General features: G+C 37.1%; 14 protein-coding genes. 11 read left to right on the top strand and 3 right to left on the bottom strand.

Features of this window, described 5'->3' with window-relative positions:
* Window positions 1-52: 52 nt before the first annotated feature.
* Together CFPU101_RS11265 and CFPU101_RS11260 are read right to left on the bottom strand one after the other, a co-directional pair.
* The gene (locus tag CFPU101_RS11265) at window positions 53-2,632 is read right to left on the bottom strand and encodes a DUF3536 domain-containing protein (RefSeq protein ID WP_206815445.1); all 2,580 of its coding nucleotides are present in this window, start codon (window positions 2,630-2,632) and stop codon (window positions 53-55) included.
* 216 nt (window positions 2,633-2,848) lie between these two features.
* Window positions 2,849-3,283 carry a hypothetical protein gene (locus CFPU101_RS11260; protein WP_206815444.1) on the bottom strand — a complete coding sequence of 145 codons (435 nt, stop codon included), beginning with the start codon at window positions 3,281-3,283 and terminating at the stop codon, window positions 2,849-2,851.
* A gap of 98 nt (window positions 3,284-3,381) precedes the next feature.
* Between CFPU101_RS11260 and CFPU101_RS11255 the strand changes: the two genes are divergently transcribed.
* Complete coding sequence (locus tag CFPU101_RS11255; protein ID WP_206815443.1) at window positions 3,382-4,524, top strand: hypothetical protein; 1,143 nt, start codon at window positions 3,382-3,384, stop codon at window positions 4,522-4,524.
* A gap of 196 nt (window positions 4,525-4,720) precedes the next feature.
* On the top strand, window positions 4,721-5,941 hold the full coding sequence (locus CFPU101_RS11250; RefSeq protein ID WP_206815442.1) for an RNA-guided endonuclease TnpB family protein: 1,221 nt from the start codon (window positions 4,721-4,723) through the stop codon (window positions 5,939-5,941).
* Window positions 5,942-5,969: 28 nt separating this feature from the next.
* On the opposite strand, the gene CFPU101_RS11245 is transcribed toward CFPU101_RS11250, so the two are convergent.
* A complete protein-coding gene (locus CFPU101_RS11245) occupies window positions 5,970-6,389 on the bottom strand; it encodes a hypothetical protein (protein WP_206815441.1) in 420 nt (139 codons plus the stop codon).
* Window positions 6,390-7,034: 645 nt separating this feature from the next.
* On the opposite strand from CFPU101_RS11245, the gene CFPU101_RS11240 reads away from it, so the two are divergent.
* The 9 genes from CFPU101_RS11240 (at window position 7,035) to CFPU101_RS11200 (ending at window position 16,507) form a co-directional block, all read left to right on the top strand.
* Window positions 7,035-7,199, top strand: a complete 165-nt coding sequence (locus CFPU101_RS11240; RefSeq protein WP_206815440.1) for a hypothetical protein — start codon at window positions 7,035-7,037, stop codon at window positions 7,197-7,199.
* 612 nt (window positions 7,200-7,811) lie between these two features.
* Window positions 7,812-8,621: a sugar transferase gene (locus tag CFPU101_RS11235; protein ID WP_206815439.1), complete on the top strand. Its 810-nt coding sequence runs from the start codon at window positions 7,812-7,814 to the stop codon at window positions 8,619-8,621.
* A 377-nt stretch (window positions 8,622-8,998) separates the two neighbouring features.
* A complete protein-coding gene (locus tag CFPU101_RS11230; protein WP_206815438.1) occupies window positions 8,999-9,394 on the top strand; it encodes a hypothetical protein in 396 nt (131 codons plus the stop codon).
* 14 nt (window positions 9,395-9,408) lie between these two features.
* A complete protein-coding gene (locus CFPU101_RS11225) occupies window positions 9,409-10,461 on the top strand; it encodes a glycosyltransferase (RefSeq protein WP_206815437.1) in 1,053 nt (350 codons plus the stop codon).
* A gap of 114 nt (window positions 10,462-10,575) precedes the next feature.
* The gene (locus tag CFPU101_RS11220; RefSeq protein ID WP_242577876.1) at window positions 10,576-10,728 is read left to right on the top strand and encodes a ribbon-helix-helix protein, CopG family; all 153 of its coding nucleotides are present in this window, start codon (window positions 10,576-10,578) and stop codon (window positions 10,726-10,728) included.
* Window positions 10,729-10,738: 10 nt separating this feature from the next.
* Complete coding sequence (locus CFPU101_RS11215) at window positions 10,739-12,814, top strand: GumC family protein (RefSeq protein WP_206815436.1); 2,076 nt, start codon at window positions 10,739-10,741, stop codon at window positions 12,812-12,814.
* Between the two features lie 15 nt (window positions 12,815-12,829).
* The gene (locus CFPU101_RS11210) at window positions 12,830-14,227 is read left to right on the top strand and encodes an O-antigen ligase (protein ID WP_206815435.1); all 1,398 of its coding nucleotides are present in this window, start codon (window positions 12,830-12,832) and stop codon (window positions 14,225-14,227) included.
* Window positions 14,220-15,392: a glycosyltransferase family 4 protein gene (locus CFPU101_RS11205; protein ID WP_206815434.1), complete on the top strand. Its 1,173-nt coding sequence runs from the start codon at window positions 14,220-14,222 to the stop codon at window positions 15,390-15,392. The genes CFPU101_RS11210 and CFPU101_RS11205 overlap by 8 nt, the downstream gene beginning before the upstream one ends.
* The gene (locus tag CFPU101_RS11200; RefSeq protein WP_206815433.1) at window positions 15,389-16,507 is read left to right on the top strand and encodes a glycosyltransferase; all 1,119 of its coding nucleotides are present in this window, start codon (window positions 15,389-15,391) and stop codon (window positions 16,505-16,507) included. Before CFPU101_RS11205 ends, CFPU101_RS11200 begins: the two co-directional genes overlap by 4 nt.
* The last annotated feature ends 9 nt before the right edge of the window (window positions 16,508-16,516 follow it).

The raw sequence follows: 16,516 nt of genomic DNA, 5'->3' as shown, positions 1-16,516 counted from the left end.
GGGATAGAGACGAGAAAAATATTTCGTCTCTATTTTCATTAGATGCAAATCACTATAACCAAGCACTGACATCAATATCTAACTTTTGTCCCAATCCCAATAAAGGTAAAATCTGAGAGGGTGTCCAACGACAGTAAGAATAATGATTTTGAGCCGCTTTTTCTCCGAAACAGAACGGTACAATGTCCTCAAATAAACAGTTGTAATAAAGTTCCTGTGCTTTGGCTAAAGATACACCTAAATGTAGCTCATTAGCGACGGCGATCGTTTGACTCATTAACTCGATTTTGGTTTCTAAATAAGTGGGATCGTCATCGTGTAATACTTGCCAAAGTAACTGTAAAATTAGACGTTCTAAGGTTTGCTTGGCTTCAGGTATTCTCAAATTACAGCGTAAGTGATTGGCTTCTTGGGCGATCGCAGATAATTCGACTAAATGAGTTCCTATCGTTTGGGGATCATCAGTAGTTTGTTCTAAAGCGGTGATCGTTTTTAGACACCGATAGGCGATCGCAATTTCGGCAGCAACCTGTAATTCTTGGGGTACGGGTAATTCATCGCGTTGGAAGGCGACTAAAATTCCATAATTATCCCGATACACCTGAGTATAAAGCTGATCTAAACGCTGCTTAGTATGATTGGTCACTTGCTGCATGATGCGGTGTCGTTCTTCAGCAAACAGATGTTGTAGATCAAAAGATTGATTACCAAACAGTTGACTCATCTCAATGATCATCTTAGCGGCACTAGCTTGTTTAAGAGAAGTAAATAACTGTTCTTTAATTTGTGTGTAACGCAATCTTCCGTTAAAAGGTTGAATACAACAATGGAAGTCCCAACCTCCCATATGCAAGACAGCAAAAATATAATTATGACTTTCCCATGTAATTTCCGAAGTTAAACCAACTTGACCAACTGCTAGAGTTAAAGAACCGATCTGCTGTTTCTGATAATCTAATTTTTCAGCATCGTAACAATAAACCCGTTGTAGAGGCTGATAGGTGGTAAACAAAGAACTGATCGCGTAGTGTGCCGCAACTTGTTTAAAGCTAATTTGTGCGGGTAGGACTAAATGTTGATAGACTTGGGCCCCATGACCAAAAATCTCGACATTACTCAGCGCAAGTTTTAGACGAAGAACGAATTCTGATTCTAAGTGAATTCCTGCGATATCACCCGCTAATTCTAAAGCACGTGCCGCATAACGTAAAATTTGGGTTCCTTCGGGTCGAGACAGTTCATCAAAAAACCAGCCACAACTCGTATACATTAATAATGTATGACGCTGCATCTCTAATAACCGCAGAGCATCAATTTTTTCAGCATCGCTTAGAGAATATTTTTGATGACGCATCAGAAATTCGGTTACGCTTTCTGGAGAACGATCTAAAATGACCTGAATATATTCATCTCTAGTTAACCAAGGATCTCTCAGTAAAATGCTTCCCTTTTCTTTGTATACTTTAATTAGTTGATCCCTTAACCAATTTAGAGCATTTCTGAGAGGTTTACGCCATTTCTGATGCCAGTCACCCCCACCACCGCAACCACAATCATCCTGCCAGCGTTCTACACCATGTGAACAACTCCACGCGGTCACGGGTTTTAGTTCAACTTCCCAAGTCGGCGGACATATACTTAGATAATGTGCATAGTTCGTGACAACCCAGCCTCGTTTCGGGAAATCATGGGTAAAGGCATAAGCTAAACATTTTTCGGTACCTGCTTTATGATGACCAAAGGTTTCGCCATCGGTTGCTGCACTAATTAACTGCGAAGGTCGATGATCCCCTTTAATCGCTTGTGCCACACGTCCTACTAAATGATCGGTGTCACTTAAAACATCATTAAATCCCATATCACGGGAAATTGGGCCATCATAAAAGAAAATATCAATCGAGCGACCATCTTTAAGAAAACAACGATAGGGACGAGTGGGATCAATTTGTGACCCCCCAACTTCTAACCATTCGGGTTCGGGATCACGTTTTGTAACTAAAGGTCTGCATCGTTCAGCTTGAGAAGGTGCAAGAATGGTAAATTTAATTCCTTCATCAATTAATGTTTCTATGGTTGCATAATCTACTGCCGTTTCTGCTAACCACATTCCTTCGGGATCACGCCCAAAACGTCGTTTAAAGTCTGCTTTTCCCCAACGAATTTGAGTAGTTTTATCCCGTTGATTGGCTAAAGGTAGAATAATATGATTGTAGACTTGAGCGATCGCATTGCCGTGTCCATTCAGTCTTTGACAGCTTTTTTGATCGGCTTCAATGATTTTTTGATACACTTCTATGTCATACATCTGCAACCATGACATCAGTGTTGGGCCAATATTAAAGCTTAAATACTCAAAGTTATTAACAATATTAATCACTTCGCCGCGATCGTTAATAATTCTTGCGAAAGCATTCGGACGATAACACTCATGAAGAATGCGTTCGTTCCAGTCATGAAACGGATAGGCACTGGGTTGGCGTTCGATCGTATCTAAATAAGGATTTTCGCGGGGGGGTTGGTAATAATGTCCATGAATGGTTATATAGACTCCATTAGCTACTTTTAATGGATCTAAATTACTTTCCAGATGTGCGAGTGGAATTGCCTTGCTATTCGGTGCCGTAAAAGTCATAAATAATACCTAATCGTAAATCATTAACCTATGGTCTTTAGTAGATAAGCTGTAGCGAAATGCTGGTTTGTAGTACAAGTCACCCTGAACAAGTGTTAAATTAATCTAAAACTTTTAAGATTCTTCCAAGCATTTGAATAGATTATCATAGCTTTTAAGATAAGTTAACTAGAGCTATACAAAACTCTATCTAACAACATAATACAAAATCTTCCTTTACGGTTCGATCAAATAGCTCGTCCATTGCGGTTGTGCATCGTCATTATGTAAATCTCGTTTGAGTAGTCGCCACGTTTTTCCCTCTATTTGACGTTGTATATAAACATCAAAAGGGTTACTCTGTTGTGTGACTTTTTGGCGCGGTAGTTTAAGGTTTAGGTTATAAGTTCCTTGCAGATGATAAGTCGCTAATTTGGCGATAAAAATTGGTTCAAGTTTCTTAACATTAATTTTGCTAATATCTAATTTAGGACTAGAAGCATCTAAATACTCACTCAAGCTTGCTTCTGTTTGTTTAAGCTGAAGCATAATTGCTTTTTTGACTGTTTCTCCATCGGGTGCGAATTCTTTTGGAGGTGTCGGACTACTACAAGCGTTTAGCAGTAAGATCAATAAGCCAACAAAAATCAGTGTATAGCAACGAGTGTTCATATAATTTGGTAAAGTGAAGACAGTATCAGCCTAAAATAATGGCGAAACCCAAATAACAAAAATTGCTCAAAAAATTTAATTGTGTCAGAGGGAAGACAATGTCTCAGCAGCCGCCAAACTTCTCAAATCAAGATTCAGAGGAACGACTTTCACAATCAGAAGTCATTGAGCAACTTCAAAAAACGATTACTCAATTAAATAACCTTGTTTCTAAACTTAACATAGAATCCGTTGAGAATTTACCCTCAAAAGTGGCGGTTGATAGCTGGGTGGTGATTACAGATAGATTAATTGAGTCACTAGAATCAACTTCAGTAATGATCGAAGAACCGATTATTGAACCGACTTTTACTGAAGTTCCTCCCGAACCCTCCAAACCTGAAATCCCTGTCACTGCTATTTCAGAACCTCCTGTTACCATTACTCCCCCCAAACCTCCTGTTACCATTACTCCCACCAAACCTCTACAAACAAAAGTTTCTCAACCCAAACCATCACAACGGGTTACTAAAGAAGATAATGAAGGAATTGATAAACTGTTACCAAGTTTTAATCGTTTACAAAGTTGGTGGGATAATGTTTTAGATACAATTCGTGCTTTCCTGCCCACATCAGTCAGTAATAAATTATCAGACTGGGTATTAACAGGAATTCTTACAGGAAGTTTGGTCGTTATTTTACTAACTTCTGTTTCGTTACTCAATCCTTCTCCAAAAACAGAAGTTAGTGAACTTCCTAAAATTATTTTAGAAGATTTGCCACCCGAAACATCAGTAGAAGTTACCACCGAAGAACCAATTTTAGAACCCATTGAACCACCAGTAGAAGAAAAAGCACCTGAGATAGAATTAGAACCCTCTCCTGAAGTAATTTCTACACCCTCTGAATTGACAGCACCTGAACCACCAAAACCTGTTGTCATTGAACCACCAGAACCCGTAGCATTGACACCAGAACAAAATTTAGTGGCTTCTATTCAAGGTGAAATTAATAGTTTGACTCAAAAGTTTCCTGAAGGGTTAGTTAGTTCTCTAAAAGCTAATTTTGTCGATAGTTTGTTAACAGTTTTTGTTAGTCAAGATTGGAAACAATTAAGCGAGTCTAAACAATTAGAGTTAGCGGATTCGGTTTGGAAACGTTCACAACAATTAGACTTTAAAAAGTTAGAAATAAAAGATTCAGAGAAAGAAATTGTAGCACGTAGCCCAGTAATTGGAGATCAAATTATTCTTGTTAAATAGTAGAAGTTTGTTAATTTATTTTATCAATACATGGCGAGGGAAAACCTCGTCATTCATGACGCTTATGTGTCCTTCGGGTTCGCTAGTTGCTCTACTTGGGCAAAGCCCAAGACCGCACTAGACTCACCGTGCGCCTAAACTTCCACTAAATCCAAGGTTGTGTTACAAAGTTTAGGTTGATGTGCTTGACATAAAAATGCTAGTTGTTGAGTTTAAAGTCAGAGCAAAAAAAGAACAGTATGCAGCAATAGATGAGGCAATTCGGACTGCTCAGTTCATCCAAAATAAATGCTTAAGATATTGGATGGATAACGAGAAAGTAGGACGGTACGACCTCAATAAATATTGTCGTGTACTCGCTCATGAATTTAGTTTTGCTGAACAATTAAACTCACAAGCTAGACAGTCAAGTGCTGAACGAGCTTGGTCAGCCATTGCTCGATTTTACGATAACTGCAAGAGAAAAGTTCAAGAGAAGAAAGGCTATCCGCGTTTTAAGAAAAATTGTCGCTCTGTTGAATATAAAGAGACAGGATGGAAGTTAGACTCAAACACAAGGAAAGCCATTACTTTTACTGACAAGAAAAACATCGGGAGGCTTAAGCTTGTAGGCTCATACGACTTACATTTTTATCCAGTTGAGTCGATAAAACGAGTTAGATTAGTACGTCGTGCAGACGGTTACTATACTCAATTCATCTTAGCAGTTGATATAAAAATTGACTCAACACCAACCAATCAAACAATTGGATTGGATGTTGGGTTGGCATCATTTTACACCGATGATCAAGGCAATAAAGTTGAAAATCCTAAATTTTTAAGAAAAGGAGAAAAAAAGCTTCAATTACTACAAAAAAGACTTTCTAAAAAGAAAAAAAAATCATCTAATAGAAGAAAAGCAAGACAGAGATTAGCCAAAGCTCATCTTAAAATAAGTAGACAGCGAAAAGAGTTTGCTAAGGGAATAGCTTACTCCGTTATCCGCTCTAATGATGTGGTCGTTTACGAAGATTTAAGAATTAGGAACTTAGTTAAAAATCATTGTCTTGCTAAGTTAATAAACGATGTTGCGTGGTATCAGTTCAGAGTATGGTTAGAGTATTTGGGTTCTAAATATGGCAAGCTAACTATAGCTGTACCACCTCAATACACTTCTGCTGCATATTCTAGCTGTGGAAAGATTGTTAAAAAATCTTTGTCTACTAGAACTCATGTCTGTTCTTGCTCTGCTAACCTTTGTCGAGACGAAAACGCGGCGCGTAACATTTTAAAATTAGGATTAAGTACGACGGGACACTTCGGAACTTACGCTTTGGGAGATTTGACCACTACTTTGACTGAAGAAATTTTGTTGAAGCAAGTCGAATCGTTGAACAAGGAATCCTCGCCATTGATGGCGGGGAGTGTCAACCTGTAATATCAATGCGCTCGTTGCTGCAATTAATTTAGAAACTGCTCTTCGATCTAGACGAAATTAAAGGAACAATCAGGGAATAAAGAATCAACGAAATCGAACCATATACAGGATGATAAAACGACAGAGATGAAAAAGGCTCCCCTAAAGCAAAAACCCAGATCACAAATGAGCCAGTCGAGAGCATAACTTGTTTAATGGTCGGTTTTTGATAAAGTCCAGAGTTTTTATGATACGTCCAAGCGATCGTTAAAACTATAAAAATCAGTAATAAAATCCAGAGAACCGTATTTAATGGAATCTGAGTATCACTTTTAATTAATCCAGTGATTGTCACCCATGCCATGACAATTTCTGAGGGGATAGACTTTGTTAAATGGTCTAAATAGTGATCTGATTTAATTTCCTGAGTTTTTTCCTCTAAAAAAGAAGGTGCTAAACGACGAATCATGACAATTTCCGATTTATTAAATAAATGTTAAAATTAGACGATGATGAGCAGTTTTGGGTTATGAAGATTTCCTCGTTAAAGCTCAGAAAAAAATTAGCAATAATACTTAACATTAATCTTCTTTTTTAGTTAACATATGACTTATTAGTGACTTTTTTAAGAGATTAAATAGTATTTATACTTAGTCACATCTTAAAAAGCTTATTTTCGCGTCGTTAGAGTTCATAAATTGCATATGACTTCTCAAGTGACTTTTTGGGACTCTAATTCAAATTTTCTGTATATTTTGCTACAGTTTTTAAAAACACTGAATAATAATCTGATGTATAAGAGACATCAAAAAGCAACTAATAAGAAAGTAACCAATAGCTAAACTATTGACTATTTAAAAAGACACCTCTGAGTGAACTTGAATAGTCGAACTGCTCCTAAGTATGTATTAGTGAAGCTGTTGAAAACTATTTAAGAAGACACCTCTGAGTGAACTTAAGTAGTTTTAGTAGACAAGTTTGTTGCGAGTAAAGTTCCTTTACTCTATCGAAGTCTGTATTTAAAAATTCCCTAATCTGATCACCTTATCAAAGTCGATTCTCAATTAATCTATTAAAAAAAATTAAGAATAAAATTTGTTAAAGGAGGTAAATAATGATTTTTAAAGAGCTTTTGGCTATATTTTCCCCATTTCAGCCATCTATTCAATTAAAACAAGTTAGACCTTTCCTTTGTTCAAAAAACGAAGCAGAAGCATTATGTAAAAACGGAGTTATGGGATTAGAGGGGGTCTGGGATATCTATGATATGTGGATCTAAACAGCAAATTAGTTACCTCGATCTAAAACCCTATGCGATGTCCTATAGTCTAAAAACGCAACCACCAATGTCATTGAGCGTAAAAAAAATTATTTTGTATATTTTGATACAGAATAAAAACAAAAAACTTTTATGCTAGAGATAGCTCATCAAATAGACAGCTAAAAATCATCTACACAACGTAATAAAATATATAAAAATTAGTCAATAGCGAAGTTACTTACTATTTGAGAAGACACCCTTGAGTGAACTTGAATGGTTGAGACACCGAAGAGGAGCAAGTTAGTAGCCAAGTTATTGAAAACTGTAAGAGCAGACACCATTGAGTGAACTTGATCAGTTTAAGGAATTTGAGTAATTTGGTCAAATTTTCTTCATAAAGGAAGGATTATCATGACCATAATAATTCTCAAGTTTTCTAGATTGATCTTGTTTTTTCACGTTCTCGCTTAAATAATCAGCTTTTAAGAGCTATATTCAAACAATCTAGTTCGTTACTTCTAAATTTGAGGTAGCGGATTTTTGGCATTTGAGTAGAATACTTAAACTGGACATCAATTGAGCAAATTTTTCAGGTGTAATTTAAGGTTTTAAGCAGAGGCACATATCGTGATGAACTCTCAATCATTACAACAACTGTATCAAGAACAGTTGATTAAAGCTGGTGTGGAAATTCAGAAAGCTAGACAAGCATCTCAAATTTTGTCAGTCAAAGAATTTCAGTTAATTGGAGATATCTGGCCAGAATGGGAAACAATTCTTGCTCAAGCAAATTGTAAAGAATTTGTGACAGAACAACTGATTAAACTAGAGAACCATTGCTCTGTTTATAGTTTATCTAAACGTTTAATAGATTTGATTGGAGCTTTAATTGGTTTAGGAATTTTATCAATTATAATTATTCCGATTGCTATCGCTATTAAATTAGATAGTCCAGGAGACGTATTCTATTCGCAAATTCGTTGTGGTTTAAAAGGAAAGCCCTTCAAGATCTGGAAATTTAGAACAATGGTCGCAAATGCTGATCAACAAAAATATCTTATTGAAAATGAAGTTGAAGGACAGCTATTCAAAAACAAAAACGATCCGCGTGTGACGAGAGTAGGTAAATTTTTGCGTTCCACCAGTTTAGATGAATTTCCTCAGTTTTGGAACGTTTTTCGAGGCGAAATGAGTTTAGTAGGGACACGTCCCCCTCATCCTGAAGAAGTTTGTCAATATCAAAATCATCACTATCAAAGATTAGTCGTCAAACCCGGAATGACTGGAGAATGGCAGGTTAACGGACGCTCTAGCATTAAAAATTTTGAAGAGGTAGTCAAGATGGATCTAAAGTACCAGCAAAAATGGTCACCTATTTACGATCTAAAGTTAATTCTAAATACAATCATTGTTGTGTTTAGGGCTAAAGGGGCTTACTAATCGATGAGAAATATATATTTTAGGTTAACTGCGTATTGAAATATTTAGAAAATATTAAGAGTTTCAAATAATCATTTATTTGAAACGATTGAGGCTACAATAAAAAATAAAATTATTAGTCATAATTAATACCAGTCATTTTGATAGGTGACATAGATAGATAGTCATCAAGCCGTTTTTAAAAACTTTTTTTATTTTTCCGAAATTTTTAGAAGAATAAATGAAGTAATACTTAGAGGATAAATCTACGAGCATTGCTAAAATAATTTAGGTTAGGGTTGATTATTAAGGAGGCTAAAAAAATGAATTACAAGCAATAAGATATTAGTTAATCTATTCACAAGTATTACAACTGTAGAAGGAGCGATAAACTTATTATGGCTAATAAAAGAAGTCGATACAAGGAAGATAGACATTTTTACTGCCCTCACTGTCAAGCAAGAATTTGGCGTTTAGGTAGTTCCAAGCATTTCTTATTTTATCAAAATGCCGTAGAACTCAAAAAAGAGTTAAATATCTCTACTAAAAAGGCCAAGATGATCAATACAAACTATCCTGTTTATGTTGATAGAACTGCATGGATAGAACAATTCTTTTGTCCTAATGATGGTCAATTATGGCTACTCGTCACTCGCAAACAGGATCAAAAACTATCGATTCATTTACCTGATAGGAAAGACTGGAACCGTACAACTAAAACTATACTTCCAGATCGTCCTAATCCATCAGTAAGTGAATATACATATCGAATGAGTCGTAATAAAGATCGTTAGAACAGTATAAAACAATGTTACAAGTTAAACCATCTATCAATTCTAGTTCGATTTGTTCTCTAAGCCAACCTCTTATTAGTGTCATCATCACCAACTATAATTACGGGCGATTTTTAGCTCAAGCAATTGAGAGTGTTTTAAATCAAACCTATCAAAACTTTGAATTAATTGTTGTTGATGATGGTTCAACTGATGATTCACCAGAAATAATTAAACGTTATGAAAATCAACTAACTGCAATCTTTCAAAAAAATGCTGGACAAGGAGCCGCTTTCAATACTGGAATTGCCAAAGCTAAAGGCGAAATTGTTTGTTTTCTAGATGCTGATGACTACTTTTGCAAGGATAAACTTGAAAAAGTAGTTATTGCTTTTTTTGAGCATCCAGAGTGGGTACAAATTTCTCATAGTTGGATATCGGTTAATCAAAATGATCAAGTCATTGGTAAAGGAGGTAAAACCCTTAATACAGGTGATGTGCGTCATTTATTGTTGCAAAAAGGAAGATATGCAATGGGAATTACTTCAGCGCTTGCTTATCGTCGTACTGTATTGCAACAAGTTTTTCCAGTTTCAACAAAACTTTTTGAAGTTGATGGGAAGCTTTACACTGAAAGTGCAGATACATATCTAACGACTACGGTTCCTTTTTATGGACAAATTGGTTGTATTAAGGAACCATTAATGTTTTATAGAATGCACGGCAATAATGTACGAGCGCATTGTGATCAGATTCCTTATTTAATCCGAGAACACGAAAACATGACAGCTTTTATTAATCAGGCTGCTCAACAAGTTGGACTCAAGGAAAGCTTTAATGTTGAACAAGATGTAGACTATCGAAGTTTAAAAGCAATTCAACAAAATGGAGTTTCTTTAGTGGAAGTAGTCAAAATTATTAAAATGTCCATTGAAGAAAGTATAGTGATTGGACGTAGTCCGAAAGATGCTTTAGAAAGATTATTACGGCGAAGTATTTGTGCTACATTTCCATCTCAAGGAAAAGTAGTGCTACGTTTAGGATTACGAGGTTATCTACGTTCTCGGTGGTCAGAATTCAAAAAGTAGTGAAAAAACTAAAAATACTTCAACAAAATTAATAGCAATCGTCAAATAGTTACAAAAGAGCTTGTATGGGGTGATCAGACTTTTGAGACTACCTTATTCTTGGAAATTATAACCTTGAAAAAGAAATTAATTAGAAAACGTCTGACTATCGGCTTAAGCCAACCTGAGATAGAAAGACTAGAAGCTTACTGCAAAGAAACAGGACGAAATTACAGCGATGTAATTAGGGAATGTATTCGGAAACTTAAACCTTCTCTGGGGAGTTAAACGTAATATTATGAATCACACTTTATCCATTGTTCGTAGGCATTGGCCACCTTTGTTAGTCTTCAATTTATTACTAATTAGCTCAGTTGTCTATGTCATCGTCAATATAAAAGAATTAGTTGCACCCATTTGGAAAGCTAATGCCGAATTGAGTATCCCGATCAAAGGAGATAAATTAAATGCAAATTTAGGAACATTGGGTAATTTAAGCGATGGAAATATAGACTTTACAAAAGAAGTTAATCCACTTTATACTCAGTCAGCTATTTTGATGAGTGATACTGTGCTTGGTCGTGTCTTGGCATCTGACCCCCAAAAAAGCGAATATACTAGCTTAGAAGATTACAAAGCATTATTTAAAATACAACCTCAAGCTCAAACAACCATCATGAGTTTAGAAGTCGAAGCAACTACCCCCGAATTAGCCTATCAGCGAGTTAAAACATTGATCAATTCCTATCAAAAAAGACTTGATGAACTGCGTCAACAAGATGTTAAAGCTCAAGAAAAATTTGCCGAAAACTCTCTTAAAAAAGCTCAAAACAATTTAATCGTAGCTCAAAACAAATTAAACCAATTTCAACAATCTACAGGACTATTAGATTCAGAAACACAAACCCAAGAATTAATTCATTCTATCAATCAACTTAAAGCCAAAAAAGCAGAAATTAGCTCAGAGGCTGAATCTCATGCTATACAAGCGAAAGTCGCTGCCGCACAATTAGGGATGGCACCTGAACAAGCTCTTAACTCTCTGCGTTTAGCAGAAAACAAAGAGTATCAAAGTGTTCGAGATAAATTGGCTGCCACTGAAATCGAATTATCGGAATCTCGTGGGATTTATACCGATAAAATGCCGCAAATTCAATCATTAATGCTAAAACGCAATGAATTGCGCCGTGCTGCCAACCAGCAGATGGCGCGAGTGCTGCCAAGCGTTCCATCATCTCAAATTGATGTCACATTGGGGCCGAGTAGTACAGATACAAGAACCGCTCTGATTGCAGATGTTATTCGATCGCAAAGCACAGCCAAAGGATTAAAACAACAATCTAACTTACTCGAAAAGGAACTCAACAAACTCAATAACGAAGTTGACTTGATCGCCCAAAACCAAGGAATGCTCATCGAGCTTAAACGCAAGTATGAGATTGCCGAAGGAGTATATAAAGGTATTACTGCTCAACTAAGCCAAAACAAAATTAATGCTTTTAATGCTTATCCCAGTGTGCAGTTACTTGATGGGCCGACACTAGATCCAAAACCGACCACAGCGAGTCGTAAATTGATTGCATTTGGAGGACTTTTAGCTTCAATTTTGGGTAGTGTGAGTATACTACTTTTCCTTGAATCTCGCAACCCATTATTTAACTCAAAAGATTTACAATTAGCAGGTTTTCCATTAATTCTCAGATTCCCGCGTTTGAAAGGATTATTTTTAGAAAAAGGATTAGATGAAAAAACTGGCGTAGAATTTCAACGCTTAGCAGCAACTGTCAGTTCTTTCCATCTAGAAAATCGGTGTTTAATGATCACCAGTGCGACTAGAAACGAGGGCAAGACAACCCTCACTTTAGGACTTGCTTGGGCTCTAGTGCAACTCGGTTATCGAGTCTTATTAATCGATGCGGATCTTAGACAAGCACAAATGAGCCGACAACTCGGTTATCCCCAATTTCGCCGAGGGACAGATTATCCAGAAACACTGTTACCTATCCATCCTGGCTTTGATTTAATGTTAGCTCCATTAATTCAACCAAACAAAATCGGTGAATACTTTTTACGCGGGGAGTTTGAACAACGTTTAAAACGAATGCAAGCATCTGATAACTATGATTTTATCTTAGTTGATAGTCCCCCAGTGAATCTGACCAGTGAAGCCTCTTTAATGAGTCGCCTGATCCAAAACGTGATGTTTGTAGTACGTCCAGGTAATAGCGATCGCTACTCAGTGATCGACAGTATAGAACAACTCAAACAACAAGAAGCACAAGTTAAAGGACTAATTGTTAATGGAGTTGAAACACGAACTGCTAATTACCGCTACTACGACTCTCGACAAGAATTCTTAGAAGCTGAATCTTAAAAAAACAAAAAATCTATGACACAAAAGCTTCTTTACTCTAAAATCTCACTACCAAAAACAAAAGACGCTCAACTATTTTCTGGAATTTGGCTACGTTGGAAAGCTTTAACCAAAGCTGAACAATTAATCTGTGCCAACATCGTTTTCTTTCCCCTATGGTGGACTGCTGGAATTATTTCCCATATGTTGCTCATCTTGTTGCTAATAGGCTTATTTCAGGAATGGCAACAGTACGGAAAAATAAAATTTAAACAACCAAGCTTGTTTGTAATAGCCTTGTTTGCTTATTACTTATATGGTTATTTGGATACTTGGTTAGTTTATTTTGATTTATATCCATCAATAGACTTACCAACAGATTGGGCCAGAAATCCAAACAATTTAGTAAAAGCAACCTTACAATTTGCCCTACCTTGCTTGGTTTGGTATCTTCAAAGTCATAACATTAAAGTTCGTAAAGAGCCGCTTATCTGGGCTTGTTCGGTTAGCGTTATCATGATGCTACTGCTGTGGCTAGTGGTAGAATTCGTCAACCCAACAGCCTTTAACCCACCTCCTCGAACACTTTATGCAATTTTGACGAAAAAAAACCCAGTCTACGAATATGGTAGTGCTATGGGTGATGGTGCGGGGAATTATTTATTGATTAAAGAAGAAGGACGCTATCGCTTTTTCTTTGACCATTATCAAACCTGTGCCGTATTTCTCGGCTTTGTCGGCTTACTGGCACTTGACCTTAAAAATCGTCTGTGGTCTATTTTATTATTTATCGCCTGTTGTTTTTTGATGGGTGTGACAGGTGCGAGGGCTGTCTGGATCGCTTTTACTCCTGCTGTCTTTGTGCATTTGTTATCAAACTCTTTTAAAACTAAAGGAATATGGTTCTTATTTGCTGCCTTTGCTTTGTGCAGTTTTTTACTTCTATCAGTACCATCGATCACCAATTTAGCAGTAGATACCATTAGAGGAACAGAACAATCAATTGCCAAAGCACGTCCAGGTTCAACTGAAGCACGATCTAAAGTTTATCAAGAAACCCTCAACAAAATTCCAGAAAAACCCCTATTTGGCTATAAGGTTGAAGGAGAAGCAGCAAGACAGGGGCCTAATCTTTATACAGATGGTGGGCCTGCGATCGGCTCTCATAGCTTTATTCTAGGAACCCTTCTTTATCAGAAAGGAATCCTTGGCGCGACGTTATTTGGGACGTTTTGGATATCCTTATTTTTCTGGATGTATGAGACTCGCAGAGGTCGGCCGTTGTCTTGTTTTTTGGTACTGATCATGTTAACCATTACCTCAAGTGTCTCGATCATTCACCTGACTATGACCACTAGCGTATTACTGTGTATGATCATTCGTCAGCCGAGTGGGAATTTTTCTTCCTTAAAAGGAAAGCCTCATTATGCGTAAACTGATCATTATTCCTGGTTCTGGTGGCATCGGCGGGGCAACTGTTTCTCTATCTTTAATGATGCAAGGCTTTGAACAGTTGGGGTATTCTGAACAATTATGTGTTTTGGTTAGATCAGGCTCAGAGCTAGAAAAATATTTACAACAAGCTGGACACAGTGCTTCTTTAACTTCTTTATCTGTTCAAAGTCGTCATCAATTCTGTTATCGTGCCTTGCGATGGGCAACCCAACAACCGCGTAACTGGCCATTATTTTTAGATAGTTGGACATCCAGCCGTGTGTTACCATCACTATCCCTAGCAATCCCTGAACTTCGCCTCAGTGGTCGCCCTGTTTATCATTTCTTCCATGATCCAGCTTACTCAGCGCGTTTTAATTGGGCTTTTAAAATGATTTTCGCAAGTTTGAAGCCCGTTTCTTTGTGTAATTCTCGGTTTACGGCTCAAACAATTTGTCCTCGTTTAACTTTGGAAGTTAAAGAGATTTTTTATCAACCTGTCGAACTTAACATTTTTAATTATGATGTCGCATCTCCACCAGAACCTTTAAAACCAATTCTTCGTTCAGGTGCTTCGATTATGCTAACTCCTTCACGAATTAGCCAACCCGAACAGTTTAACGATAAAAACCTACGAGCCTTAATTCCAGTTTTAGCCGAGCTTAAAGCATCTGGTCATTATTATCACGGTGTTGTCATTGGTCGCGATTATTCTACTGATAGAATACAAACCCAACGGTTATTAGAGCAAGCTCAAGATTTTGGAGTAGCAGATCGTTTTACCGTCTTACCTCCCACATTTTCAATACAAAATTACTATCAATATGCTGATGTTGTTGTTACTCTTGCTCCCCGCGAACCCTTTGGGCGAACCGTCATTGAGGCGGTTTCTTGCGGTGTTCCCGTTATTGGTAGTCAAACTGGAGGCATCGGCGAGATCCTCAATCATTTTGCTCCACAATGGACAGTCGATCCCAATGATCCTGTAGCCACAGCAGCAGCTATGATCCGTCTCAAAAATGATCCTCTCACATCAACCCTTCTCGCTCAAGGACAGCGTTGGGTTAAAGAACAGTGTAACCCTGTACAGTATGCCAGAAGACTCATCAAAATCACCAAACTTGATGAGATGCAACCTAAGCCCAAGAAAGTTATATTACTATGAAAAAAATTGGCATTTATCGTCGTGTTTACCCCCTTGTTTCAGAAACATTTATTTCTGAACAAGCTGAACATCTTCAACGTTTTGAGCCGACTTTTATTACAAGCAAACTGGTTGCTCAATCAACGTTTGCGTCTGTTACACTTAGCAAAAATGATTTTTTTTACATTAAACAACTTAGTTATTTATTAAGTCGTTCACCTTATTTGTTCAACAATTATGAATTATTAAATAAATTATCTTTAATTCATGCACATTTTGGAATAGATGGAGTTTATGCAATGGCATTAGCAGAAAAACTCAAAATTCCTTTTCTAGTTACTTTTCACGGTTATGATATTACCATTCATCGAGAAAAATTATGGAAAGCTGGCAAATTTTTATACTATCAACTGATTTTTTATGAGGAACAACTTAAAAAACAAGCAGCCGCTTTTATTGCCGTTTCTGACTTTATTCGGAAGAAATTGATTGAAAAAGGTTATGCACCCAACAAAATACATTTACATCATATTGGAGTGGATACAGTTCGATTTGCGCCGACAAATATTAAAGCAGATGAGCGTTACATTCTTTGTGTCGGACGACATACCGAAAAAAAAGGAATTGATACCCTGCTTAAAGCGTTTGCCCTGATTGCTCTTAAACATCCTAATGTTAGCCTGATTCAAGTTGGCAAAGGTCGCATGACTCCATATTTACACGCTTTGGCTAAAAAACTGGGTATCAGCGATCGCGTTCGGTTTTTGGGCGCACAGAAACACGATATCGTCTTTAAACTAATGCAACAGGCAGAAATTTTTGCCCTACCGAGTCAGACCGCAAGTAATGGAGACTGTGAAGGGTTGCCTATTGTCATTAATGAAGCGTCAGCCTGTGGTATTCCCGTCGTGTCTACTTGGCATAGCGGCATCCCTGAAGCCGTCAAGGATGGAGAAACAGGGTTTTTAGTCCCCGAAAAAGATAGCCAATCCCTCGCTGACAAAATCGATCTATTACTCAAGGATCGTGCCTTAGCCAAAAAACTAGGGTTACGGGGTCGAGAATGGATGTGTGATGCTTTTGATATTCGACAACAAACCGCCAAACTAGAAATGATTTATGATTCATTCGAGTAAAAACATCTA

It is taken from the genome of Chroococcus sp. FPU101, assembly GCF_017312365.1.
Lineage (GTDB): Bacteria > Cyanobacteriota > Cyanobacteriia > Cyanobacteriales > Microcystaceae > Chroococcus.
The sequence above is the reverse complement of the archived record's forward strand: the minus strand, read 5'-3'. Positions and strand labels throughout refer to the sequence as shown.

Excerpts from the sequence above, each read along its gene's own strand:
- CFPU101_RS11260 (WP_206815444.1), bottom strand. The coding sequence starts at position 3,283 with ATGAACACTCGTTGCTATACACTGATTTTTGTTGGCTTATTGATCTTA.
- CFPU101_RS11210 (WP_206815435.1), top strand. The coding sequence starts at position 12,830 with ATGACACAAAAGCTTCTTTACTCTAAAATCTCACTACCAAAAACAAAA.
- CFPU101_RS11205 (WP_206815434.1), top strand. The coding sequence starts at position 14,220 with ATGCGTAAACTGATCATTATTCCTGGTTCTGGTGGCATCGGCGGGGCA.
- CFPU101_RS11265 (WP_206815445.1), bottom strand. The coding sequence starts at position 2,632 with ATGACTTTTACGGCACCGAATAGCAAGGCAATTCCACTCGCACATCTG.
- CFPU101_RS11250 (WP_206815442.1), top strand. The coding sequence starts at position 4,721 with ATGCTAGTTGTTGAGTTTAAAGTCAGAGCAAAAAAAGAACAGTATGCA.
- CFPU101_RS11225 (WP_206815437.1), top strand. The coding sequence starts at position 9,409 with ATGTTACAAGTTAAACCATCTATCAATTCTAGTTCGATTTGTTCTCTA.
- CFPU101_RS11255 (WP_206815443.1), top strand. The coding sequence starts at position 3,382 with ATGTCTCAGCAGCCGCCAAACTTCTCAAATCAAGATTCAGAGGAACGA.
- CFPU101_RS11215 (WP_206815436.1), top strand. The coding sequence starts at position 10,739 with ATGAATCACACTTTATCCATTGTTCGTAGGCATTGGCCACCTTTGTTA.
- CFPU101_RS11240 (WP_206815440.1), top strand. The coding sequence starts at position 7,035 with ATGATTTTTAAAGAGCTTTTGGCTATATTTTCCCCATTTCAGCCATCT.
- CFPU101_RS11230 (WP_206815438.1), top strand. The coding sequence starts at position 8,999 with ATGGCTAATAAAAGAAGTCGATACAAGGAAGATAGACATTTTTACTGC.
- CFPU101_RS11245 (WP_206815441.1), bottom strand. The coding sequence starts at position 6,389 with ATGATTCGTCGTTTAGCACCTTCTTTTTTAGAGGAAAAAACTCAGGAA.
- CFPU101_RS11200 (WP_206815433.1), top strand. The coding sequence starts at position 15,389 with ATGAAAAAAATTGGCATTTATCGTCGTGTTTACCCCCTTGTTTCAGAA.
- CFPU101_RS11235 (WP_206815439.1), top strand. The coding sequence starts at position 7,812 with ATGAACTCTCAATCATTACAACAACTGTATCAAGAACAGTTGATTAAA.